The organism is Pseudomonas sp. GL-RE-26 (genome assembly GCF_019956275.1).
In the GTDB taxonomy this organism is placed as follows: Bacteria; Pseudomonadota; Gammaproteobacteria; order Pseudomonadales; family Pseudomonadaceae; genus Aquipseudomonas; species Aquipseudomonas grandcourensis.
Genome location: NZ_JAHBDI010000044.1, coordinates 83,534 through 105,934, shown reverse-complemented (window position 1 = coordinate 105,934; position 22,401 = coordinate 83,534). Strand labels below are relative to the sequence as shown.

General features: G+C 60.8%; 20 protein-coding genes. 17 read left to right on the top strand and 3 right to left on the bottom strand.

What is annotated here, in order from left to right:
* The first annotated feature begins 25 nt into the window (after positions 1 to 25).
* The 8 genes from KGB07_RS22640 to KGB07_RS22605 all read left to right on the top strand — a co-directional run bounded on the left by KGB07_RS22640 (position 26) and on the right by KGB07_RS22605 (position 8,201).
* Positions 26 to 1,027 (top strand): PleD family two-component system response regulator, encoded by a 1,002-nt coding sequence (locus KGB07_RS22640; RefSeq protein WP_046041070.1) that lies wholly within the window; start codon positions 26 to 28, stop codon positions 1,025 to 1,027.
* A gap of 319 nt (positions 1,028 to 1,346) precedes the next feature.
* Positions 1,347 to 2,442, top strand: a protein-coding gene (gene prfB, locus KGB07_RS22635) for a peptide chain release factor 2 (protein WP_185754790.1) whose coding sequence is annotated in 2 segments (ribosomal slippage) — positions 1,347 to 1,418 and positions 1,420 to 2,442 — 1,095 coding nt in all. Because the reading frame shifts where the segments join, the coding sequence is not laid out codon by codon here.
* Positions 2,443 to 2,552: 110 nt separating this feature from the next.
* The gene (gene lysS / locus KGB07_RS22630) at positions 2,553 to 4,055 is read left to right on the top strand and encodes a lysine--tRNA ligase (protein WP_008051377.1); all 1,503 of its coding nucleotides are present in this window, start codon (positions 2,553 to 2,555) and stop codon (positions 4,053 to 4,055) included.
* 98 nt (positions 4,056 to 4,153) lie between these two features.
* Positions 4,154 to 4,870 carry a TetR/AcrR family transcriptional regulator gene (locus tag KGB07_RS22625; protein ID WP_046041074.1) on the top strand — a complete coding sequence of 239 codons (717 nt, stop codon included), beginning with the start codon at positions 4,154 to 4,156 and terminating at the stop codon, positions 4,868 to 4,870.
* A 139-nt stretch (positions 4,871 to 5,009) separates the two neighbouring features.
* On the top strand, positions 5,010 to 5,564 hold the full coding sequence (locus KGB07_RS22620) for a hypothetical protein (RefSeq protein WP_046041075.1): 555 nt from the start codon (positions 5,010 to 5,012) through the stop codon (positions 5,562 to 5,564).
* Between the two features lie 32 nt (positions 5,565 to 5,596).
* On the top strand, positions 5,597 to 6,874 hold the full coding sequence (locus KGB07_RS22615; RefSeq protein WP_223466581.1) for a flavohemoglobin expression-modulating QEGLA motif protein: 1,278 nt from the start codon (positions 5,597 to 5,599) through the stop codon (positions 6,872 to 6,874).
* A gap of 86 nt (positions 6,875 to 6,960) precedes the next feature.
* Positions 6,961 to 7,875 (top strand): alpha/beta hydrolase, encoded by a 915-nt coding sequence (locus KGB07_RS22610; RefSeq protein ID WP_046041077.1) that lies wholly within the window; start codon positions 6,961 to 6,963, stop codon positions 7,873 to 7,875.
* On the top strand, positions 7,872 to 8,201 hold the full coding sequence (locus KGB07_RS22605) for a hypothetical protein (protein ID WP_046041078.1): 330 nt from the start codon (positions 7,872 to 7,874) through the stop codon (positions 8,199 to 8,201). The genes KGB07_RS22610 and KGB07_RS22605 overlap by 4 nt, the downstream gene beginning before the upstream one ends.
* A gap of 146 nt (positions 8,202 to 8,347) precedes the next feature.
* Here KGB07_RS22605 and KGB07_RS22600 read toward each other — a convergent pair whose 3' ends face one another.
* On the bottom strand, positions 8,348 to 8,692 hold the full coding sequence (locus KGB07_RS22600) for a hypothetical protein (RefSeq protein ID WP_008051389.1): 345 nt from the start codon (positions 8,690 to 8,692) through the stop codon (positions 8,348 to 8,350).
* A 202-nt stretch (positions 8,693 to 8,894) separates the two neighbouring features.
* Here KGB07_RS22600 and ppc point away from each other — a divergent pair, with 202 nt between their 5' ends.
* From ppc to KGB07_RS22570, 6 genes are all read left to right on the top strand, one after another.
* Complete coding sequence (gene ppc, locus KGB07_RS22595; RefSeq protein WP_223466576.1) at positions 8,895 to 11,525, top strand: phosphoenolpyruvate carboxylase; 2,631 nt, start codon at positions 8,895 to 8,897, stop codon at positions 11,523 to 11,525.
* Between the two features lie 288 nt (positions 11,526 to 11,813).
* Positions 11,814 to 12,461: an adenylate kinase gene (gene adk / locus KGB07_RS22590; RefSeq protein ID WP_046041080.1), complete on the top strand. Its 648-nt coding sequence runs from the start codon at positions 11,814 to 11,816 to the stop codon at positions 12,459 to 12,461.
* A 94-nt stretch (positions 12,462 to 12,555) separates the two neighbouring features.
* Complete coding sequence (gene tsaB, locus KGB07_RS22585; protein WP_223466574.1) at positions 12,556 to 13,230, top strand: tRNA (adenosine(37)-N6)-threonylcarbamoyltransferase complex dimerization subunit type 1 TsaB; 675 nt, start codon at positions 12,556 to 12,558, stop codon at positions 13,228 to 13,230.
* 306 nt (positions 13,231 to 13,536) lie between these two features.
* Positions 13,537 to 13,842, top strand: a complete 306-nt coding sequence (locus tag KGB07_RS22580; protein ID WP_046041083.1) for a hypothetical protein — start codon at positions 13,537 to 13,539, stop codon at positions 13,840 to 13,842.
* Entirely contained in the window at positions 13,842 to 14,702 is an 861-nt protein-coding gene (locus tag KGB07_RS22575; RefSeq protein ID WP_046041084.1) for a DUF72 domain-containing protein, read from the top strand. Before KGB07_RS22580 ends, KGB07_RS22575 begins: the two co-directional genes overlap by 1 nt.
* Before the next feature lie 34 nt (positions 14,703 to 14,736).
* On the top strand, positions 14,737 to 15,558 hold the full coding sequence (locus KGB07_RS22570) for an isocitrate lyase/phosphoenolpyruvate mutase family protein (RefSeq protein WP_046041086.1): 822 nt from the start codon (positions 14,737 to 14,739) through the stop codon (positions 15,556 to 15,558).
* Between the two features lie 22 nt (positions 15,559 to 15,580).
* On the opposite strand, the gene KGB07_RS22565 is transcribed toward KGB07_RS22570, so the two are convergent.
* Entirely contained in the window at positions 15,581 to 16,201 is a 621-nt protein-coding gene (locus KGB07_RS22565; RefSeq protein ID WP_046041087.1) for a hypothetical protein, read from the bottom strand.
* Positions 16,202 to 16,294: 93 nt separating this feature from the next.
* Between KGB07_RS22565 and KGB07_RS22560 the strand changes: the two genes are divergently transcribed.
* Positions 16,295 to 17,077 carry a class I SAM-dependent methyltransferase gene (locus tag KGB07_RS22560; RefSeq protein WP_046041089.1) on the top strand — a complete coding sequence of 261 codons (783 nt, stop codon included), beginning with the start codon at positions 16,295 to 16,297 and terminating at the stop codon, positions 17,075 to 17,077.
* 117 nt (positions 17,078 to 17,194) lie between these two features.
* Here KGB07_RS22560 and KGB07_RS22555 read toward each other — a convergent pair whose 3' ends face one another.
* The gene (locus KGB07_RS22555) at positions 17,195 to 17,839 is read right to left on the bottom strand and encodes a TetR/AcrR family transcriptional regulator (RefSeq protein WP_046041091.1); all 645 of its coding nucleotides are present in this window, start codon (positions 17,837 to 17,839) and stop codon (positions 17,195 to 17,197) included.
* Positions 17,840 to 17,932: 93 nt separating this feature from the next.
* Between KGB07_RS22555 and KGB07_RS22550 the strand changes: the two genes are divergently transcribed.
* On the top strand, positions 17,933 to 19,033 hold the full coding sequence (locus KGB07_RS22550) for an efflux RND transporter periplasmic adaptor subunit (RefSeq protein WP_046041093.1): 1,101 nt from the start codon (positions 17,933 to 17,935) through the stop codon (positions 19,031 to 19,033).
* Between the two features lie 6 nt (positions 19,034 to 19,039).
* The gene (locus tag KGB07_RS22545) at positions 19,040 to 22,105 is read left to right on the top strand and encodes an efflux RND transporter permease subunit (protein WP_046041094.1); all 3,066 of its coding nucleotides are present in this window, start codon (positions 19,040 to 19,042) and stop codon (positions 22,103 to 22,105) included.
* Positions 22,106 to 22,401 lie beyond the last annotated feature (296 nt).

The window sequence follows — 22,401 nt, the reverse complement described above, 5'->3', positions numbered from 1 at the left end:
TCAGGTAGTACTCAGGTGACCGCACATGAATGAATTACAGCTCGACGACTTCAAGACCGACGAAAACGCCGCCATGGTGTTACTGGTGGACGATCAGGCCATGATCGGCGAAGCCGTGCGTCGTGGACTGTCGAACGAAGAGAACATCGATTTCCACTTCTGCGCCGATCCGCACCAGGCCATCGCCCACGCGGTGCGCATCAAGCCGACAGTGATCCTGCAGGATCTGGTCATGCCGGGGCTGGACGGTCTGAGCCTGGTGCGCGAGTACCGCAATCACCCGGCGACCAAGGACATTCCGATCATCGTCCTGTCGACCAAGGAAGATCCGCTGATCAAGAGCGCGGCCTTCGCCGCCGGGGCCAACGATTATCTGGTCAAGCTGCCGGACAACATCGAACTGGTCGCACGCATTCGCTATCACTCGCGCTCCTACATGACCCTGCTGCAACGGGACGCGGCGTACCGCGCGTTGCGCGTCAGTCAGCAGCAATTGCTCGACACCAACCTGGTGCTGCAACGCCTGATGAACTCCGATGGCCTGACGGGGTTGTCGAACCGTCGGCACTTCGATGAATACATGGAGCTGGAGTGGCGCCGTTCGCTGCGTGAGCAGAGCCAGTTGTCGTTGCTGATGATCGACGTGGACTATTTCAAGGCCTACAACGACAGCTTCGGCCACCTGGAAGGCGATGAAGCCCTGCGCAAGGTCGCCACGGCGATCAAGGACGCCAGCGCCCGTCCTTCGGACTTGCCGGCCCGCTACGGCGGCGAAGAGTTTGCTCTGGTACTGCCCAACACCTCCCAGGGCGGTGCACGGCTGGTGGCCGAGAAGCTGCGCCAGACCGTGGCCGCCCTGAAGATCCCGCATACCTCGCCAACCGAAGGTTCGAGCCTGACCATCAGCATCGGCCTGTCGACCATCACGCCGAAAGCGGGCAGCAACTGCCGTGATCTGATTTCAGCGGCGGACAAGGGGCTGTATTCGGCGAAGAACAATGGGCGTAATCAGGTGGGGGTCGAGTAACGCTCGACCTGATGGTGATGAACCTGTGGCGAGGGGGCTTGTCGGATCGCCGCACCGCCCCGATTGGGTCGCGAAGCGGCCCCAAAACCGCCGCCTATGTCTGCCAGACATACCGCATTGACTGGTTTTACGACTGCTTCGCAGCCGAACGGGGGCAAGCCCCCTCGCCACAGGTGGGTGGTGACTGCTTGATTTGCAGTTGGCAGGTGGCCGCTGACTGAAACCATTCGCCGGTAAACCCGCCATGCGGGCTGCCGGGGGCGCTTGATTACGGTATACTCGCCGGCTTTCAAAAGTTCGCCAACGAGTGCTGCCCGTCATGGAAATCAACCCGATCCTGAACACCATCAAGGACCTGTCCGAGCGCTCCGAAACTATTCGGGGGTATCTTTGACTACGATCAAAAGCATGAGCGTCTGACCGAAGTCAATCGCGAGCTTGAAGATCCGAGTGTCTGGAACAAACCTGAATACGCCCAGGAACTGGGCCGTGAGCGCGCTGCGCTGGCGCAGATCGTCGATACCCTGGACGAATTGAACACCGGTCTGGCCGATTGCCGCGACCTGCTGGACATGGCCGTCGAAGAAAACGACGAAGGCGCAGTGGGCGATGTCGTCGCCGAACTGGCCCGTCTCGAGGAAAGTCTGGCCAAGCTGGAATTCCGCCGCATGTTCAGCCATGAAATGGACCCGAACAACGCCTACCTGGACATCCAGGCCGGTTCCGGCGGCACCGAAGCCCAGGACTGGGCCAACATTCTGCTGCGCATGTACCTGCGCTGGGCCGACAAACGCGGTTTCGACGCGACCATCATGGAACTGTCCGCCGGTGAAGTCGCCGGGATCAAGGGCGCGACCGTGCACATCAAGGGCGAATACGCGTTTGGCTGGTTGCGGACCGAGATCGGCGTGCACCGTCTGGTGCGCAAGAGCCCGTTCGATTCCGGCAACCGTCGCCACACCTCGTTCTCCGCGGTGTTCGTCTCGCCTGAGATCGATGACAAGGTGGAAATCGAAATCAACCCGGCAGACTTGCGGATCGACACCTATCGTTCCTCGGGTGCCGGTGGTCAGCACGTAAACACCACCGACTCGGCCGTACGTATCACCCACGTACCGACCAACACCGTGGTCAGCTGCCAGAACGAACGTTCCCAGCACGCCAACAAAGACACCGCCATGAAAATGCTGCGGGCCAGGTTGTACGAGCAGGAAATACAGAAGCGCAACGCGGCGTCCCAGGCGCTGGAAGACACCAAGTCCGATATCGGCTGGGGTCATCAGATCCGTTCGTACGTGCTCGATGCCTCGCGGATCAAGGATCTGCGTACCAACATTGAACGCAGCGACTGTGACAAGGTGCTCGATGGCGACATCGACGAATACCTGGAAGCGAGCCTGAAGTCCGGGCTGTAAGCAATGCAATACAGGATCGGCTGACTCAGCGCGATCCTTGTAGGAGCGGGCTTGCCCGCGATCCCCAGCCGCAGGCTGGGGACAACGAACCTGATGGAATTTTTAAAGACATGAGCGACCTAGAACTCGACCCGCAAGCCCTGCAACAGGAAGAAAACTCCCTGATCGCCCTGCGCAAGGAAAAGCTTGCTGCCGAGCGCGCCAAGGGCAATGCCTTCCCGAACGACTTCCGCCGCGAAAACTACTGCGAACAACTGCAGAAACAGTACGCGGACAAGACCAAGGAAGAGCTGGCAGAGGCTGCGATCCCGGTCAAGGTTGCCGGTCGTATCATGCTCAACCGTGGCTCGTTCATGGTGATCCAGGACATGACCGGTCGCATCCAGGTCTACGTCAACCGCAAGACCCTGTCCGAAGAAACCCTGGCCGCGGTGAAAACCTGGGACATGGGCGACATCATTGCCGCCGAAGGCACCCTGGCCCGTTCCGGCAAGGGTGACCTGTACGTTGAAATGACCAACGTGCGCCTGCTGACCAAATCCCTGCGCCCGCTGCCGGACAAGCACCACGGCCTGACCGACACCGAACAGCGCTACCGCCAGCGCTACGTTGACCTGATCGTCAACGAAGACGTGCGCCAGACGTTCCGCGTGCGTTCGCAAGTCATCGCGCACATCCGCAGCTTCCTGATGAAGCGTGACTTCCTGGAAGTGGAAACGCCGATGCTGCAGACCATTCCTGGCGGCGCGGCAGCCAAGCCGTTCGAAACCCATCACAATGCGCTGGACATGGGCATGTTCCTGCGTATCGCGCCGGAGCTGTACCTCAAGCGCCTTGTTGTTGGCGGCTTCGAGAAAGTGTTCGAGATCAACCGCAACTTCCGTAACGAAGGCGTTTCGACTCGTCACAACCCTGAATTCACCATGTTGGAGTTCTACCAGGCCTACGCCGACTACGAAGACAACATGGACCTGACCGAAGAACTGTTCCGCGAACTGGCGCAGCTGGTTCTGGGCAGCACCGACGTGCCGTACGGCGACAAGGTGTTCCACTTCGGCGAGCCGTTCGTGCGTCTGTCGGTGTTCGACTCGATCCTCAAGTACAACCCCGAGCTGACCGCTGACGACCTGAACGACATCGACAAGGCTCGTGCCATCGCGAAGAAGGCCGGCGCCAAGGTGCTGGGCTTCGAAGGCCTGGGCAAGCTGCAGGTGATGATTTTCGAAGAGCTGGTCGAGCACAAGCTGGAACAGCCGCACTTCATTACCCAGTACCCGTTCGAAGTGTCGCCGCTGGCCCGTCGTAACGACGACAACCCGAACGTCACCGACCGTTTCGAGCTGTTCATCGGTGGTCGCGAAATCGCCAACGCCTACTCCGAGTTGAACGACGCGGAAGACCAGGCCGAGCGCTTCATGGCCCAGGTGGCCGACAAGGACGCCGGCGACGACGAAGCCATGCACTACGACGCTGACTTCGTTCGTGCGCTGGAGTACGGCATGCCGCCAACGGCGGGTGAAGGCATCGGTATCGACCGTCTGGTGATGCTGCTGACCAACTCCCCGTCGATCCGCGACGTGATCCTGTTCCCGCACATGCGGCCGCAAGCGTAAGTGTTTCAATTAAAAAGCCGCCTTTGAGGCGGCTTTTTATTGCCTGTCTGGTACAAACGTATCAACTTGTTACTTTCATCTGAGAGGAAATACCTGTCGTGATTCGTGCAATGGCTCAAGAAGGTGCAGCGGGTATCGCCACTGCGGTCGCTGAAAGTGTTCAGTACCAGGGCCGCAAGGCCAGCCGACAGGGCAGCGAACAGCGACGACAGGAAATCCTGGATGCCGCCATGCGCATTGTCGTGCGTGACGGCGTACGGGCCGTACGGCACCGTGCGGTGGCCGCCGAGGCACAAGTGCCGTTGTCGGCGACCACTTACTATTTCAAGGATATCGATGACCTGCTCACCGATACCTTCGCCCAATACGTGGAACGCAGTGCGGCGTACATGGGCAAACTGTGGGTGAACAACGAGGGCCTGCTGCGCGAGATGATCGACAGTGGCGACGGCAGCCCGCAGGCGCGCTCGAAACTGGCGGACGACATTGCACGGCTGATGACCGATTACGTTCACCGGCAACTGGTCAATCGCCGCGAACACTTGATGGCCGAGCAGGCGTTCCGTCAGGAGGCATTGCTCAACCCGCGCCTGGCCGAACTGGTGCGCTCGCATCAGCAAATCCTGTTGCAGGGCTCTTGCCAGCTGTTCCAGGTGTTGGGCTCGCGCGAGCCGCATCAGGATGCCAAGGTGTTGACGGCGATAATCGGCCGGATGGAATATCAGGGCCTGCTCAATGTAGACGAGCCCGCCGCCGAAGAGGAAATGCTCGGCATCCTGACGCGCTACATGCACCTGGTGCTGGCGTCGGTGTGATTCCGGGCGGAGTTATCCCTGTAGGAGCGAGCCTGCTCGCGAAGGCGGCTTAACATTCAACATAGAGGTTGTCTGGCACACCCTCATCGCGAGCAGGCTCGCTCCTACAGGTCAGCGGTATGTTCATAGGGAGTTTTGAATGAAAGCCTGGCGTGTCGTTGTGATCGCCTTGTCGTTCCTGCTGCTCAGTGGCTGTCTGGTGGCCTTCAAGGAACCGCTGCCTGCAAGCGAACCCGCGCCCAAGGGATTGCTCGGCAAATGGACCAGCACCAATGCCTGGGGCGAGCCGCTCAACCTCGAGCTGACCCGTATCGGCGACAACCGCTATCAGGCCGTCAGCTATTACCGGGCCAGGCCCAAGGAGCGGGAGGCCTATCCCTTTACAGTGACGCGCCATGGCAACCGCTGGTACCTGTCGGCGAAGGTGCCGGCGCAGTTCGGCGGGCACTTCACCCTGGCCGGTTTTGAGCTGACCGACAAACATGAGTTGGTGGTCTACAACCTCGACCTCGACCAGATCAACCAGGCCATCAAGCAAAAAGCCCTGAGCGGCGAAAGCTTCCAGACTCACGACGGCGATGGCGTATTGATTGACAACCACATGGATCAAGTCACCGCCTATCTCGACGACCCGGCCAATTCCGATGTGTTCGTCGAAGCCGTACGCTACCAGCGTCAGGCCAAAGCCAAATAAGCAGCACCAACAGGTTTCTACAGGAGTTTCGGGTGGACGATTACCAACAGTCGATACGCATTTTGTCCGATCGCATCGTGCTGGCGCAGACACCGATCCGTGTCCTCGATGCGGTCAAGTGGGACGACAACATTCGTAAGGGTTTCCTCAAGGCCAAGGGCAAGGAAATGCCGGCGGTGGATCGCGACTACTATCTCAACCGGCCGCTGGCGTTCGACTCCAGCAAAGTGAAGCTGGAGTTTCAGAACATCGAGCGCGACATCACCCGCCAGCTCGGCCAGTTCAACCCGGTCGGCCAGATCATGCGCCGCATGTGCAAGGAATACCGCATGGTGGTGCGCATGCTCGAAGCGCGCGGCACCGAGGATTTCGGCCTGATTTCCCAGGAGTTGTATGGCGCCGCGTCCGACGCGTTCCACGCCGGTGACCCGACGCTGTCCGACCTGGGCATGATGTTGTCCGAATACCTGAACAACATCGACGGCCGTGGCGACCTCAAGGATGAGCCGAAGACATTGACCGCCAAAGATGCCGTCAATCTGCTGCAACACCGCTTGAACAAGGTGTTCGGCGAGGCCGAGGAAACCATCCGGGTGTTCGAGTCCGACGGCATCGTCGCCGATGCGGCGGCGGGTGCCGACTACATCAAGATCCGCGCCGACGCGATGTTCAACGACCGCGACGTGCGGGCACTGGAAGTTCATGAAGGGCTGGTGCATGTCGGCACCACGCTCAACGGCCTGAACCAGCCGATCTGCACCTTCCTCGCCAAGGGCCCGCCCTCGTCGACGGTGACCCAGGAAGGCCTGGCGATCCTGATGGAAATCATCACCTTCGCCTCGTACCCGAGCCGCCTGCGCAAACTCACCAACCGCACCCGCGCCATTCACATGGTGGAGGAGGGCGCCGACTTCCTGCAGGTGTTCGAGTTCTTCCGTGAGCAAGGCTTCGAAATGCCCGAGAGCTACAGCAACGCCAGTCGCGTTTTCCGCGGCTCGGTGCCGACAGGTCTGCCATTTACCAAAGACTTGTCCTACCTCAAGGGCTTCATCATGATTTACAACTACATTCAGCTGGCTGTGCGCAAAGGCAAGCTGGAGCAGATACCGCTGTTGTTCTGCGGCAAGACCACCCTGGAAGACATGCGTACCTTGCGCCAGTTGGTGGACGAAGGCCTGGTAGTGCCGCCCAAGTACCTGCCGGAACAGTTCCGCGACATGAACGCGTTGTCGGCGTGGATGTGCTTCTCCAACTTCCTCAACCACCTGAGCCTGGACCGGATCGAGGCGGATTACTCCAACATCCTGTAATCCTGGTGATATTCCCTGTAGGGCCTGGCAAGCCAGCTCCTACAGGGAGACGCATTCCAATGCCATTTTTCGCGAGGTTTCAACGGATGAGAATCCTCGGCATCTTCTGCCTTCTCCTGGTCTTGAGCGGTTGCAGCTCACTGTTGTTCTACCCCGAACCCGGCCAGTTGTTCACCCCGGAAAAGGCCGGGCTCGAATACCGCACCGTCACCCTGATCACCGCCGATGGCCTCAAGCTGAATGCCTGGTGGCTGCCGGCGAAGCAGGGTGTCGAGGTCAAAGGCACGGTGTTGCACCTGCACGGCAACGGCGGAAATCTGCCCATGCACCTCGGCGGGAGCTTTTGGTTGCCGAAAAATGGTTACCAGGTGTTGCTTGTGGACTATCGCGGTTATGGCCTGTCCGAAGGCGAGCCAAGCCTGCCGGCGATCTATCAGGACATCGACGCGGCCTACAAATGGCTCGACCAGGCGCCGGAGGTCAAAGGCAAGCCGCTGATCCTGCTCGGCCAGAGCCTCGGTGGCTCGATGGCCGTGCATTATCTGGTTCAGCACCCGGAACGGCAGAAACAACTGAAGGCTATTGTCCTCGACGGTGTGCCCGCCAGTTACCGAAGCATCGGTCAGTTTGCCCTGAGCAATTCGTGGATGACCTGGCCGTTCCAGGTGCCGTTGTCGTGGCTGGTGCCGGACGGCGACAGCGCGATCAACTCCATGGCGCAGCTTAAAGATGTGCCGAAACTGCTCTACCACAGCATCGACGATCCGATCGTGCCTCTTTCCAACGGCATCCGACTGTATCAAGCTGCGCCGCCGCCACGGGTGCTGCAACTGACCCGTGGCGGTCATGTGCAGACGTTCGCCGACCCGGTCTGGCGCAAGGTCATGCTGCGTTATCTCGATGATCCGCAGCATTTCAACGGCCTGCGCCGCCTGGGTGAAATCCCCAACTACCCGGCACCCCCGAATTCAGAAGATGAACCACCAGAGAGTCCGCAATGAGTGAAGAACGTAACGCCATCCCGCTGATCATCACCGGTATCTGCAGCATCCTCGGCACCGTCGGTGCCCTGTGGTGGTACGGCTACCTGCACTTCGCCAAGCCTGAGGATGCGTTGCTGCTCAACGAATTCACCATGCTCAAGACCGTGCCGGGTGAAGACTACAAAGTCTCACTGGAACCGGCCGCCCAAGTGGCGCAGTGCATCGATGGCGTGCTGGTGCTGTTCGACATGGAACAAAAAGGTCTGACCGGCGTGTTGGTCGACAGCAAGAAAAAAGCCGTGCGCTGCATGGGGCAGGAGACGCCGCAGAAGCTGGAGCAGTAACCCGGTTCTAACTAACAACAACGATCCAATGTGGGAGCGGGCTTGCTCGCGAATGAGGTTTAACATTCAACAATAATGTTGACTGATACACCGCTTTCGTCGGAACGCCGCCCGGAGCAAGCCCGCTCCCACAGGTTCTGTGGAAATCAGTGTTTCTGTTTGTCGTCCGGCACCGACAAATCGTGCAAATGCCGACGGGACAGCGCCAGAAAGCGCGGGGTCGGCCCGATGTCTTCGTACAGCGGATCGCCTTCTTCATCGGTGGCGACCACGGTCGTGCCTTTGACGTACGGGAAGCTTCTTTCCAGTTCTTCCAGTGCGGCGCCGATCAGATCGCCGAGCAGTTCTTCGGGATGCCGCTTGGGGTACATCTCGACGAGCGCAGCCAGCCGTGCGGCAGACTCCACGTCCAGATGAATCGAGTAGCCGGTGTCGGTCAGGCGACCCTTGGCGTTTTCTTCCCAGTGGTGGGCAAGCTCGCGGATTTTCATATTGACCTCATTGCGCTCCCGCTCGTGGCAGGCAGAGTGAGTGTCCGGCACTGGCCGGTGACAACCGTTGTACGGCTTACCGTTCAGACTAGCCTCAACAGGCAGGGTTTACAGGCCCTTCGTCGTCTTGCTTGTAAGAACCTGTCTGGGGCGGCACTCTCTTGTTTCTTAGCCGCCCGGATTTTTTGCTGGAGACCTGCTGATGACCGATATTGATGCACGCTTGCGCGAGGACGTTCACCTGTTGGGTGAGCTGTTGGGCAACACCATTCGTGAGCAATATGGCGACGGTTTTCTCGACAAGATCGAGCAGATCCGCAAGGGCGCCAAGGCTGACCGACGCGGCTCCATGGACGCCGAACTCAGCGCCAGCCTCAACCAGCTGAGCGAAGACGAGTTGCTGCCGGTGGCGCGGGCGTTCAACCAGTTCCTCAACCTGGCCAACATCGCCGAGCAATATCAGTTGATTCACCGCCGCGAGGAATCCCGGGAGGCGCCGTTCGAAGCCCGGGTGCTGCCGGAGTTGCTCGCGCGCCTGCGCGCCGAAGGGCATGGCGCCGACGCGCTGGCCCGGCAACTTGGCCGGCTGGAAATCGAGTTGGTACTGACCGCGCACCCGACCGAAGTTGCACGCCGCACACTGATCCAGAAGTACGACGCCATCGCCGCGCAACTGGCGGCTCAGGATCACCGTGACCTGACCAGTGCCGAGCGCGAGCAGATCAAGACCACCTTGCAACGCCTGATCGCCGAAGCCTGGCATACCGAGGAAATCCGCCGCACGCGCCCTACGCCGGTGGACGAAGCCAAGTGGGGGTTCGCGGTGATCGAGCATTCGCTGTGGCAGGCCATTCCCAATTATCTGCGCAAGGCCGATCAGGCCCTGCACGCTGCCACCGGCCTGCGCCTGCCACTGGAGGCTGCACCGATTCGCTTTGCCTCGTGGATGGGCGGCGACCGCGACGGCAACCCGAACGTGACGGCGGTGGTGACCCGAGAAGTTTTACTGTTGGCGCGCTGGATGGCGGCCGATTTGTACCTGCGCGATGTCGATCGCCTGGCCGCCGAGCTGTCGATGCAGCAGGCCAGCGATGAATTGAAGGCCAAGGCGGGAGACAGCGCCGAACCGTACCGGGCAGTGCTCAAGCAGCTGCGCGATCGCTTGCGGGCAACGCGTAACTGGGCACACGCTGCGTTGTCGACACCAACACCGGCACCGATCGATGTACTGCAAGACAACCGCGAACTGCTCGATCCACTGGAGCTTTGCTACCGCTCCTTGCACGAGTGCGGCATGGGCGTGATCGCCGACGGGCCGTTGCTCGATTGCCTGCGCCGGGCAGTGACATTCGGTCTGTTCCTGGTTCGTCTGGATGTACGCCAGGACTCGTCGCGGCACACCGCCGCGATGACCGAAATCACCGACTACCTCGGCCTGGGTCGCTACGAGGACTGGAGCGAGGAAGAGCGCATCGCCTTCCTGATGCGCGAATTGAGCAATCGTCGGCCCTTGTTGCCGACGTACTTCAAACCTTCCGCCGACACCGCCGAGGTGCTGGCGACCTGCCGGGAAATTGCCGCTGCGCCGTCGGCATCCCTCGGTTCCTATGTGATTTCCATGGCCGGTGCGGCTTCCGATGTACTCGCCGTGCAATTGCTGCTCAAAGAGTCCGGCGTGTTGCGGCCGATGCGCGTGGTACCGCTGTTCGAAACCCTGGCCGACCTCGACAACGCGGGGCCGGTGATCGAGAAGCTGCTGCTGTTGCCGGGCTATCGCGCGCGCCTGCAAGGGCCGCAGGAAGTGATGATCGGCTACTCGGATTCGGCCAAGGACGCCGGCACCACCGCGGCGGCCTGGGCGCAGTACCGGGCGCAGGAGCGGCTGGTGGATATCTGCCGTTCGCACGACGTCGAACTGCTGTTGTTCCATGGTCGTGGTGGCACCGTGGGGCGAGGCGGTGGCCCGGCCCACGCGGCGATCCTGTCGCAGCCACCGGGTTCGGTGGCGGGGCGTTTCCGCACTACCGAACAGGGCGAAATGATTCGATTCAAGTTCGGTCTGCCGGACATCGCCGAGCAAAACCTCAATCTGTACCTGGCCGCCGTGCTGGAGGCGACCTTGCTGCCTCCGCCGCCACCTACACCCGAGTGGCGCCATTTGATGGACGAGCTGGCCGCAGACGGTGTCAGTGCCTACCGCGCCGTGGTGCGGGAAAACCCGCAGTTCGTGGAGTATTTCCGCCAGTCCACGCCGGAGCAGGAACTCGGTCGTTTGCCGCTGGGCAGTCGTCCGGCCAAGCGCCGGGCCGGGGGGATCGAAAGCCTGCGGGCGATTCCATGGATCTTCGGCTGGACCCAGACGCGCCTGATGCTGCCGGCCTGGCTGGGTTGGGAGGCGGCCCTGAGCAAGGCACTGGAACGTGGCGAAGGTGAGCTGCTGGGGCAAATGCGCGAGCAGTGGCCGTTCTTCCGCACCCGCATCGATATGCTGGAAATGGTCCTGGCCAAGGCCGATGCCGACATTGCACAGTCCTACGATGAGCGTCTGGTGGAGCCGAAACTGTTGCCATTGGGTGCGCACTTACGCGACCTATTGTCGCAGGCGTGCACCATCGTTCTGGGCCTGACCGGGCAGTCGCAGCTGCTGGCACATAGCCCAGCGACCCTTGAGTTCATCCGCTTGCGCAACACCTACCTCGACCCGCTTCATCTATTGCAGGCCGAGTTGCTGGCCCGTTCAAGAGTGCAGGACGTGGCGCAGGGCAGCCCGGTAGAACAGGCCTTGCTGGTGTCTGTGGCGGGGATTGCCGCCGGTTTGCGTAACACCGGCTAAGGTTTTTGCCGTGGGATCAGGCATCCGGCAGGTGAGCCGGATGCCGCCGTTTGACGGGTGCAAAAGTGCTGTCAGGCGACAGTTAATGATGGGGTTGCGACTTGGGAAACTGCGCGCAATGGTCGCAAGAGGCAGCGGTTTCTCCGACTTTTGGCGTCTTGTGTGGGCGCAGCCTGCTGTGTATCTTGATCAGCCTTTGACCGTTTGGGCGGTCACGACCCTATTTTTGAGATTGGCCCCACGAGGCGAATCTGACGTTATCCATATAAAAAATTGAGGAGCACATCGATGCGCGTCATTCTGCTGGGAGCTCCCGGGGCCGGTAAAGGTACTCAGGCTAAGTTCATCACCGAAAAATTCGGCATTCCGCAAATCTCCACCGGCGACATGTTGCGTGCAGCGGTCAAGGCCGGCACCGAGCTGGGCATCAAGGCCAAGAGCATCATGGATGCCGGCGGCCTGGTGTCCGACGACCTGATCATCGCACTGGTCAAGGACCGCATCGCCCAGTCCGACTGCGCCAACGGTTTCCTGTTCGACGGTTTCCCGCGCACCATTCCCCAGGCTGAAGCCCTGGTGACTGCAGGCGTCGAACTGGATGCCGTGGTTGAAATCGCCGTTGAAGACGAAGAAATCGTCCAGCGTATCGCCGGTCGCCGTGTTCACGAGGCCAGCGGCCGCGTGTACCACATCGTCTACAACCCGCCGAAAGTGGCTGGCATAGACGACGTCACCGGTGAAGAGCTGGTACAGCGCAAGGACGACACTGAAGAAACCGTGCGTCATCGCCTGTCGGTCTACCACTCCCAGACCAAGCCGCTGGTGGACTTCTACCAGAAGCTGTCGGCTGCCAATGGCAAGCCGAAGTACAGCCACATCGAAGGCGTCGGTTCGGTTGAAGCGATCACCGCCAAGGTGCTTGCAGCCCTGAGCTGAAAAGTCTGATCCGCTGCATCATCCACGGCCCGCTTGCGGGCCGTAGTTGTTTATACTGACGCACTTTTTTCTGATCTCTCTTGTGGATACATCGATGAGCACCTTGCTGGCCCTGGACACCGCGACTGAAGCTTGCTCCGTTGCCTTGCTGCATGACGGCAAGGTCACGAGCCATTACGAGGTGATCCCGCGCCTGCACGCACAGAAGCTGTTGCCGATGATCAAGCAATTGCTGGCCGATGCGGGCACCACGCTGCAAGCGGTCGATGCCATCGCGTTCGGCCGTGGCCCGGGCGCCTTCACCGGCGTGCGCATTGCCATCGGCGTGGTGCAAGGCCTGGCGTTTGCCCTGGAGCGCCCGGTGCTGCCGGTGTCGAACCTGGCCGTGCTGGCGCAACGTGCGCTGCGCGAACACGGCGCCACTCAGGTCGCCGCCGCCATCGATGCGCGCATGGATGAAGTGTATTGGGGTTGCTACCGCGAAACGGCCGGGGAGATGCGCCTGGTGGGTGCCGAAGCGGTTCTGCCGCCGGAGTCCGCTGGGTTGCCGGTCGATGCCAGCGGCGAATGGTTCGGCGCCGGCACCGGTTGGGGTTATGCCGAGCGTATTGACGTCAGCCTGAGCGGGCAGGACGCGGGCATGTTGCCCCATGCGCAAGACTTGCTGACTTTGGCGCGGTTTGCCTGGGAACGCGGCGAGGGGATCGTGGCCGATGAGGCGCAGCCGGTTTATCTGCGTGACAAGGTGGCGACGCCTAAAGCGCGTTGATACGCGCAATTCTGTGGCAAGGGAGCTTTGTGGCGAGGGGGCTTGCCCCCGTTCGGCTGCGCAGCAGTCGCAGATCAACTGATGCGGTGTAACAGGCGAATCGGATTCTATTGTTTTGGCACTGCTTCGCAGTGCAACGGGGGCAAGCCCCCTCGCCACAGTAAGCATTCCAGATACAGCCAATCATCAGTTTCTAACCCCAGCTTTTAAACCTTTTGCCTTTTATGTGTTCTAGTTATCACTCGGCGGTTTGCGAAGTGGGTTTTGCGCCACTAAACTGCCATCACTGATTCCGAGTATGCATGTATGCGTATAGACGGCCTTTCCTCTCAGTCCTACCCCATCAAGCGCAAGCCTCGCAAAGGCCGTGTGGTGGAAGACGACGCCATTGATATCGAAGGCGAGCTGGAGTTCCCGACTGAAGAGCAACTGGCTGCCCGCGCCGCCAAAGCCTCTGCGCAAAAACTGAGCAATCTCCCCGCCCGTCAGCAAGACATGATTTACCACCGTGCCATGAGCAAAAGCGTGGCGACAGCCCTGGCCAGCTACCTGAGCACCGCCGGTTTCGTCGATTGGGAAGCGGATGTGCTGGGTCTCGACCTGTACATCTGATGTTGCTGCCGTATTACCTCGGTTGTCCGTCCTGGAGCGAAAACGCCTGGCGCGACTACCTGTATCCGCCGGACGCCAGACCCGCCGATTTTCTTGATCTCTATTCCCGGGTTTTCAATGCCGTGGAAGGCAACACGACCTTCTACGCGAGCCCGGCTGCCAGCACCGTGCAGCGTTGGGCCGAGACCATGCCCGAGCACTTTCGCTTCACCGCCAAGTTTCCCGGCGAGATCAGCCACGGAGGCGATCTGCGCGAGCAACTGACCGCAGCCGAAACCTTCGTGCAATTGCTCCGCCCGCTGGGTGAGCGGGTGTCGCCACTGTGGTTGCAGCTGTCGAAAAGCTTCACACCCCAACGTTTGCCTGAGCTGGCTGGATTTATTGATGCCCTGCAGCGACCGCTGGCTGTGGAGGTGCGGCATGACGAGTTTTTCGCCAAGGGCGATAGCGAGCGAATGCTCAACCGTTTGCTGCTGGATCGCGGTGTCGAACGCATCTGTCTCGACCCCCGTGCGCTGTTCAGTTGCACCTCGACCGAGCCCTCGGTGCTCCACGCCCAATCGAAGAAACCCCGGGTGCCGCCGCGCCCTGCGGCGTTCACGCAATTCCCGCAGGTGCGTTTTATCGGCCACCCGACGCTTGAAGCCAACGATACGTTCCTGGAGCCATGGGTCGAGAAAATCGCGCTATGGATCGAAGAAGGCCGAACGCCGTATATCTTCCTGCACACGGCGGACAACCTGCTGGCGGCGAAGCTGGCGCAGCGTTTTCATGCCCGGCTGATGCTGCGTTTGCCTGGCTTGCCGGCGCTGCCTGAGCTATACAGAGAACCCGTCGCCGAGCAACTTGGCCTGCTCTGAGGCGGATTCTTTCCCCTCTTCAGGAGCCTGCCCAATGGATGCGCAAACCCTTCGAGCCCAGGCGTTCAAAGCCCTTCACGACCGCCCCGGGGCTTTTGTGATTCCCAATCCGTGGGATGCCGGTTCAGCGAAAATGCTCGCTAGCCTCGGCTTTGAGGCGCTGGCGACCACCAGCGCCGGTTATGCCTTTTCCCAGGGCCGTGCCGATGGCGGATTGACCCTCGACGACACCCTGATGAACGTTCAAGCCATTGTCGCCGCCACCGACCTGCCGGTTGCCGTCGACCTGGAAAACGGTTTTGCCGACAACCCGGCCGATTGCGCCAAAAGTATCTTGCGCGCGGCAGAGGTCGGCGCGGTCGGTGGTTCGATCGAAGATGCCACCGGCCGCGAAGAAGGCCCGATCTATTGTTTCGAACACGCTGTGGCGCGCATCGAAGCCGCTGTGGCTGCCGCTCGCAGTCTGCCGTTCCACTTTACGTTGACTGCCCGGGCGGAAAACTTCCTGCACGGCAATCCCGATCTGGCCGACACCATCCGCCGTTTGCAGGCATTCGCCGAGGCCGGTGCCGATGTGCTCTACGCGCCGGGCCTGCGTAGCGCCGAGGATGTGCTGGCGGTGGTGCGTGCCGTGGCGCCAAAACCGGTGAATGTGTTGATGTCGGGCGGCTTGAAGCTGACGGTCGCGCAGTTGGGTGAGATGGGCGTTAAACGCATCAGCGTCGGTTCGGCGCTGGCATTGGCGGCCTATGGCGAATTCTTCCGCGCTGCCGAAGAAATCCAGACGTCAGGCACGTTCGGTTTCACGTCCCGGTCGATGCCGTATCAGAAGGCCAATCAGTTTTTCAAAGGCTGAGGGAAGAGGGCGCGGCGGAGGGTCAAGCGGCGATGCGCAGGTTCTGCAAGATGATCGGGCGCGCCCAGCCATTGTCGAAATCGAGTTGTTTCTGCTGCTCCACCCGTTCTTGCGGCGAGAACGGCGGGAACGGCTTGTCGAGCAGGTCGAGTTCGAACTCGGCGATGGGCAGGTGCAGCGAACGCGGTTGCGGGGCAGGGCCAGCTTCTGGCACCGGCTGACCGGCGTTCAATACGATCGGGCGAACCCAACCGCTTTCGAAGTCCTGCTGTTTTTGCTGGGCGACGATTTCGTCCGCCGGGAATGGTGGGAACGGCTTGTCGGCCAGGTCCATTTCGAATTCGGCAATTGGCAGGAATAGCGGCTCGGGCGGGCGGATTTCGTTGTCCTTCACGTCGCATTCACGCTGGGACACGATGTGCGCCAGCAGGTCGCTGCCGACCGTGGGTTCAACCGGGCTTTCGAGATCGACCGGTGGAAAATTCAGCGATTCAGGCAGCACTTCACCCGACTGTTCGGCCAGCGCTCGGGCAAAGAAATCCTGCCAGATGTGGCTGACGCCGCTCAGTGTCTGGGTGTTTCGCAGGTTGTAGTCGCCGTAGGGCGAGATAAAACCTGTGAATGTGGGTTGAATGTCTGACATTTCTCTCGGTCGACGCTCAGCTCTGGCAAAATGCTCGATAGTTTTGTTATCGGCAGTTTTTGCCGATCATTAATTTTTTGAGCGTGTTTTCCGATGATTGATCAACCTGCGGCCTGCCGCATCCATGTCCAGGCCCTCGACGCGGCTTTCGAGCCACAAGCCGAGCAATGGGCCGAGCGCCTGGGCTTGCCAATGCAAGTGGAGGACGGCGAATTTGCCTTGCAGGTGGGCGACCAGGGTTTGCAGTTGCAACAACTGGGGCCGGATGCACCGGGGCCGGTGCGGGTGGACTTCGTCGAGGGCGGTGCGGCCCATCGCCGGTTGTATGGTGGTGGCAGCGGGCAGATGATTGCCAAGGCTGTCGGCGTCGCCCAAGGCGTGCGCCCGCGGGTGCTGGACGCCACGGCAGGGCTGGGCAAGGACGCGTTTGTGCTGGCCAGCCTCGGTTGCGAGATGAGCCTGATCGAGCGTCAGCCGCTGATTGGTGCCTTGCTGGAAGACGGCCTGGCCCGTGGCGCGGAAGATTTCGACGTGGCGCCGATCGTGGCGCGCATGCGCTTGCTCAAGGGCAATTCGATTGAGGTCATGCGCAACTGGGAGGGCGAACCGCCCCAGGTGATCTACCTCGATCCGATGTTTCCGCATCGTGAGAAAACCGCGCTGGTGAAGAAGGAAATGCGCCTGTTCCGGCCGCTGGTGGGCGATGACCCGGATGCGCCGGCACTGCTTGAGGCCGCGTTGGCCCTGGCCAGCCACCGGGTGGTGGTCAAGCGTCCGCGCAAAGCACCGTGCATTGAGGGGCCTAAGCCGAGTCATGCGCTGGATGGCAAGTCCAGTCGGTATGACATCTATCCGAAGAAGGCGCTCAAGCCGTAAGACCGAGTTGCTCCCATCGCGAGCAGGCTCGCTCCTACAGGGATCTATGGTGTTGCATAGAGCCAGTGTAGGAGCGAGCCTGCTCGCGATAGCTTAAGCCCCGATACTGCAAATCCATCAGATCTGCTCAGGCCGATAAGCCCGCATAAACAACCCCACCACTTCCCGCACATGGCTCTCTGCCTCTTCGCCAACCGGCGGCTCGCCGCAGCCGTACAGCAAGCGGAAATTACCCGCACCCTTGAGCAGGCAGAAGAAGTGCTCGGCCGCGTTGTGCGGCTTGTCGATGCTTAGCACGCCACTTTCATCGATCTTGCTCAGCAAGCGCTCCATGCCGTGCAGCATGCGCTCCGGCCCGGCCTCGAAGAAGATCTGCGAGAGTTTCGGGTCCTGGCTGCCCAGGGTCATCATCAAGCGGTGCAGGTTCACCGATTCATCACTGTTGATCAGGTGATGAAAACCGCGCGCGATGTTCAGCAGCACGGTTTCCACGGCCACGCCTTCCGGCAGTTCAAAGAACAGCGGTGGCAACTGCTCCTCGCACTTGGCCATCACCGCGGCGGAGAACAGCGTTTCCTTGTCGTTGAAGTGGCTATAGACCGTCAGCTTCGACACACCGGCCTCGGCCGCGACGGCATCCATGCTGGTATTGGCATACCCCTTACTCAAAAACAGCGCTTTCGCCGCATCGAGAATTGCCTGGCGCTTGACCAGGTCCTTGGGTCTGCCTGGGCCATTGGGTGCTGAAAGATTGTTTGGCATATTCGTTTTTATTACTGGACTGGTGAGTTTGCTATTAATAACATACTGCTCAGTATAATTATTCAAAGCACCATTAGCGAAAGGTCCTTCACCATGTTCCGCTATGCCTTGCCCCTCGCGTTGCCAGTCACCCTGGCTTTTTTATTGTCTGCGTGTGGTCATGAAGAGGCGCCGCAGGTCAGCGTGCGCCCGGCCATGGTGGTCCAGCCAGAGCCTTCGGCGCAGGCCATGGAAAGCTATCCCGGTGAAGTTCGCGCGCGGTATGAGCCGGACCTGGCGTTCCGTATCGGCGGCAAAGTCAGCCGACGACTGGTCGAGGAAGGGCAGCGGGTCAAGGCTGATCAAGCCTTGGCGGAGCTCGATCCCCAGGACGTGCGCCTGCAACTGGAGGCCACCCGGGCCCAGGTCGCAGCCGCTGAAGCCAATCTGAACCTGGTGCGTTCCGAGCGTGATCGCTACAAGACCCTGATGGAGCGCCAACTGGTCAGTCGTTCGCAATACGACAACGCCGAAAACCTCTACCGCTCAGGCGAAGCGCGGCTCAAGCAGATCAAAGCCGAATTCAACGTTTCTAATAACCAGGCCAGCTATGCCGTACTGCGTGCGCCACAGGACGGCGTCGTGGCCAAGCGTCTGGTGGAAGTCGGGCAAGTCGTGGCTGCCGGGCAAACGGTGTTCACACTGGCAACCGATGGCGAGCGTGAAGTCTTGATCAGCCTGCCGGAGCAGAACTTCGGTCGCTTCAAGGTCGGTGAACCGGTGTCGGTGGAACTCTGGACCCAGCCCGATCAGCGATTCGAAGGGCGTATCCGTGAACTGTCGCCGTCGGCTGATCCAAAATCTCGCACCTTCGCGGCCCGCATTGCCTTCAGTTCCGGCAAGGTTCCTGTTGAACTGGGCCAGAGCGCCCGAGTGTTCGTGCAGGCCGCCGACGTGGTTCCGCTATCCGTTCCGCTGTCTGCGCTGACGGCGGAAAACGGCGTGACCTATGTCTGGGTCGTCAGTGCCAACAACACCTTGAAGAAAACCCCGGTGCGAATCGGTGCCTTTGGCGAAAAAACCGTACCGGTGCTTGAAGGGCTTAACGCCAGCGACTGGGTGGTGGCCGCCGGTGTCCATGTGCTTCTCGAAGGGCAGCAGGTGCGCCCGGTGGATCGCTCCAATCGCGTGGTCAATCTGGCGGACAAGGAGTAAGCCCCGATGCGCTTCAACGTTTCCGAATGGGCGCTGCGTAATCGCCAGATCGTCCTGTTCCTGATGCTGTTGCTGGCCATCGTCGGCGCACTTTCCTACACCAAGCTCGGCCAGAGTGAGGACCCGCCGTTCACCTTCAAGGCCATGGTGATTCGCACCAACTGGCCGGGGGCGACCGCCGAGGAAGTCTCGCGCCAGGTCACCGAACGCATCGAAAAGAAACTGATGGAAACCGGCGAATACGAACGCATCGTGTCGTTCTCCCGTCCCGGCGAATCCCAGGTGACCTTCATTGCGCGCGACTCCATGCACTCGGTGGAGATCCCGGAGCTCTGGTATCAGGTGCGCAAGAAGATCAGCGACATCCGTCATACCTTGCCTCCGGGGATCCAGGGGCCGTTCTTCAACGATGAATTCGGTACCACGTTCGGCAATATCTACGCCCTGACCGGCGCGGGTTTCGACTACGCCGTGCTCAAGGATTACGCCGACCGCATCCAGATCCAGCTGCAACGGGTCAAGGATGTGGGCAAGGTCGAATTGCTGGGGTTGCAGGACGAGAAAGTCTGGATCGAACTCTCCAACGTCAAGCTCGCCACCCTCGGCTTGCCGCTGGCGGCGGTCCAGCAAGCCCTTGAAGAACAGAACGCGGTGTCCACGGCAGGATTCTTCGAAACCAGCAGCGAACGATTGCAGCTACGGGTGACGGGGAATTTTCAGACGGTCGACGAGATCAAGAATTTCCCGATCCGCGTCGGTGATCGCACCTTCCGCATCTCCGACGTGGCCGACGTGCGCCGTGGTTTCAACGATCCACCGGCGCCGCGCATGCGCTTCATGGCGCAAGACGCCATCGGCCTTGCGGTGGCGATGAAGGACGGCGGTGACATCCTGGTGCTGGGCAAGGCACTGGAAATCGAGTTCGCCCGCATCCAGAAAAACCTCCCGGCCGGCATGGAGCTGCGCAAAGTCTCCGACCAACCGGCGGCGGTGAAAACCGGTGTTGGCGAGTTCGTGCAAGTGTTGGTCGAGGCGCTGGCCATTGTGTTACTGGTGAGCTTCTTCTCCCTCGGCGTGCGCACCGGCATGGTGGTGGCCCTGGCGATTCCGCTGGTGCTGGCGATGACGTTCGCCTGCATGTATTACCTCGGTATCGGCCTGCACAAGATCTCCCTCGGCGCGCTGGTACTGGCCCTGGGTTTGCTGGTGGACGACGCGATCATCGCCGTGGAAATGATGGCGATCAAAATGGAGCAGGGCTTCGACCGGGTCAAAGCGGCGAGCTATGCCTGGACCAGTACCGCGTTCCCGATGCTCACCGGTACGCTGATCACCGCGGCCGGCTTCCTGCCGATTGCCACGGCGCAGTCGGGCACTGGCGAATACACCCGTTCGATCTTCGAGGTGGTCACTATCGCGCTGTTGGCGTCGTGGGTGGCCGCGGTGGTCTTCGTGCCGTACCTTGGGGAAAAACTCCTGCCGGACCTGGCGAAGATTCACGCAGCCAAGCATGGTGCCGGCCAGCCCGATCCGTATGGCACGCCGTTTTATCAGCGCGTCCGGCGTCTGGTGGAATGGTGCGTGCGCTGGCGCAAAACCGTGATCCTGGCGACCGTGCTGTTGTTCATCGGCTCCATCGTGCTGTTCCGTTTTGTGCCGCAACAGTTCTTTCCGGCATCGGGTCGCCTGGAATTGATGGTCGACCTAAAACTGGCCGAAGGTGCTTCGCTGAGCAACACCGCCGACGAGGTCAAGCGCCTTGAAGCGCTGCTCAAGGACAAGGCCGGGATCGACAATTACGTGGCCTACGTCGGCACAGGTTCGCCGCGTTTCTACCTGCCGCTCGATCAGCAACTGCCGGCGGCGAGCTTCGCCCAGTTTGTCGTTCTGGCGAAAACCATCGAAGAACGGGAAACCCTGCGCATCTGGTTGATCTCAACCCTCAACGAGCAATTCCCGGCTCTGCGCTCTCGGGTCACGCGCCTGGAAAACGGCCCGCCAGTTGGCTATCCGGTGCAGTTCCGCGTGACCGGGGAGCACATCGAGGAAGTGCGGGCACTGGCGCGTAAAGTCGCGGCCAAGGTTCGCGAGAACCCGCATGTGGTCAACGTCCACCTGGATTGGGAAGAGCCGAGCAAGGTGGTGTACCTGAACATCGATCAGGACCGTGCGCGGGCGCTGGGTGTGAGCACGGCAAACCTGTCGAGGTTCCTGCAAAGCTCCCTGACCGGTTCCAGCGTCAGCCAGTACCGTGAAGACAACGAGTTGATCGAGATCCTGTTGCGCGGCACCTTGCATGAGCGCACCGAGCTGTCATTGCTGCCGAGCCTGGCGGTCCCGACCGATAACGGTCGCAGTGTCGCGCTGTCGCAGATCGCGACCCTGGAATACGGTTTCGAGGAGGGCATCATCTGGCATCGCAATCGCCTGCCCAACGTGACCGTTCGCGCCGACATCTACGGCAAGGAACAACCGGCGACGCTGGTGCAGCAGATCATGCCCACCCTCGATCCGATCCGCGCTGAATTGCCGGATGGCTACTTGCTGGATGTCGGTGGCACGGTGGAAGACTCGGCGCGCGGACAGAACTCGGTGAAGGCCGGCGTGCCGTTGTTCATCGTGGTGGTGTTGACCTTGCTGATGCTGCAGCTGCGAAGTTTTTCGCGCACGGCGATGGTGTTCCTGACCGCGCCGCTGGGGTTGATCGGGGTGACGCTGTTTCTGTTGGTGTTCCGTCAGCCGTTCGGTTTTGTGGCCATGCTGGGGACCATCGCCTTGTCCGGGATGATCATGCGTAACTCGGTGATTCTGGTGGATCAGATCGAGCAGGATATCGCGGCGGGACTCAAGCCCTGGCAGGCGATCATCGAGGCGACGGTGCGGCGGTTCCGGCCGATTGTGTTGACGGCGCTGGCGGCGGTGTTGGCGATGATTCCGTTGTCGCGCAGTGTGTTTTTCGGGCCGATGGCGGTGGCGATCATGGGGGGGTTGATTGTGGCTACGGCGTTGACGCTGCTGTTTTTGCCTGCCCTTTATGCTGCCTGGTTTCGGGTTCGCAAAGAGTCGGTTTGAGGGTTTGACCTTGGCGGCCTTCGGGCCGACCAGGCTGCTTTTTTGATTGAGTACATATCCGTTTCTGCGGTAACGGCGGCTTATGGTTTCGCCCTTACGGCGAGTCCCTTTGGCAAACGCCCCAAAGGAACCAAAGGTCTCGCCCCTTACGTACGGCCCCTCGCTTAGGCTCGGCGTTCCTTCGCTGCGGTATTCATCCGGGGGCATTGCCCTCCGGTCGGCTTCGCTTCGACCTACATGCAATGAGTTCGACTGCGTCGAACGGCGCTGCGCGCCAATCCCCGGATGAACACCTC

Coding starts and splice junctions, on each gene's coding strand:
- KGB07_RS22605 (WP_046041078.1), top strand. CDS start 7,872: ATGAGTGAAGAACGTAACGCCATCCCGCTGATCATCACCGGTATCTGC.
- lysS (WP_008051377.1), top strand. CDS start 2,553: ATGAGCGACCTAGAACTCGACCCGCAAGCCCTGCAACAGGAAGAAAAC.
- KGB07_RS22575 (WP_046041084.1), top strand. CDS start 13,842: ATGTTGCTGCCGTATTACCTCGGTTGTCCGTCCTGGAGCGAAAACGCC.
- KGB07_RS22565 (WP_046041087.1), bottom strand. CDS start 16,201: ATGTCAGACATTCAACCCACATTCACAGGTTTTATCTCGCCCTACGGC.
- KGB07_RS22560 (WP_046041089.1), top strand. CDS start 16,295: ATGATTGATCAACCTGCGGCCTGCCGCATCCATGTCCAGGCCCTCGAC.
- KGB07_RS22550 (WP_046041093.1), top strand. CDS start 17,933: ATGTTCCGCTATGCCTTGCCCCTCGCGTTGCCAGTCACCCTGGCTTTT.
- KGB07_RS22580 (WP_046041083.1), top strand. CDS start 13,537: ATGCGTATAGACGGCCTTTCCTCTCAGTCCTACCCCATCAAGCGCAAG.
- KGB07_RS22545 (WP_046041094.1), top strand. CDS start 19,040: ATGCGCTTCAACGTTTCCGAATGGGCGCTGCGTAATCGCCAGATCGTC.
- adk (WP_046041080.1), top strand. CDS start 11,814: ATGCGCGTCATTCTGCTGGGAGCTCCCGGGGCCGGTAAAGGTACTCAG.
- KGB07_RS22610 (WP_046041077.1), top strand. CDS start 6,961: ATGAGAATCCTCGGCATCTTCTGCCTTCTCCTGGTCTTGAGCGGTTGC.
- KGB07_RS22640 (WP_046041070.1), top strand. CDS start 26: ATGAATGAATTACAGCTCGACGACTTCAAGACCGACGAAAACGCCGCC.
- KGB07_RS22555 (WP_046041091.1), bottom strand. CDS start 17,839: ATGCCAAACAATCTTTCAGCACCCAATGGCCCAGGCAGACCCAAGGAC.
- ppc (WP_223466576.1), top strand. CDS start 8,895: ATGACCGATATTGATGCACGCTTGCGCGAGGACGTTCACCTGTTGGGT.
- tsaB (WP_223466574.1), top strand. CDS start 12,556: ATGAGCACCTTGCTGGCCCTGGACACCGCGACTGAAGCTTGCTCCGTT.
- KGB07_RS22600 (WP_008051389.1), bottom strand. CDS start 8,692: ATGAAAATCCGCGAGCTTGCCCACCACTGGGAAGAAAACGCCAAGGGT.
- KGB07_RS22620 (WP_046041075.1), top strand. CDS start 5,010: ATGAAAGCCTGGCGTGTCGTTGTGATCGCCTTGTCGTTCCTGCTGCTC.
- KGB07_RS22570 (WP_046041086.1), top strand. CDS start 14,737: ATGGATGCGCAAACCCTTCGAGCCCAGGCGTTCAAAGCCCTTCACGAC.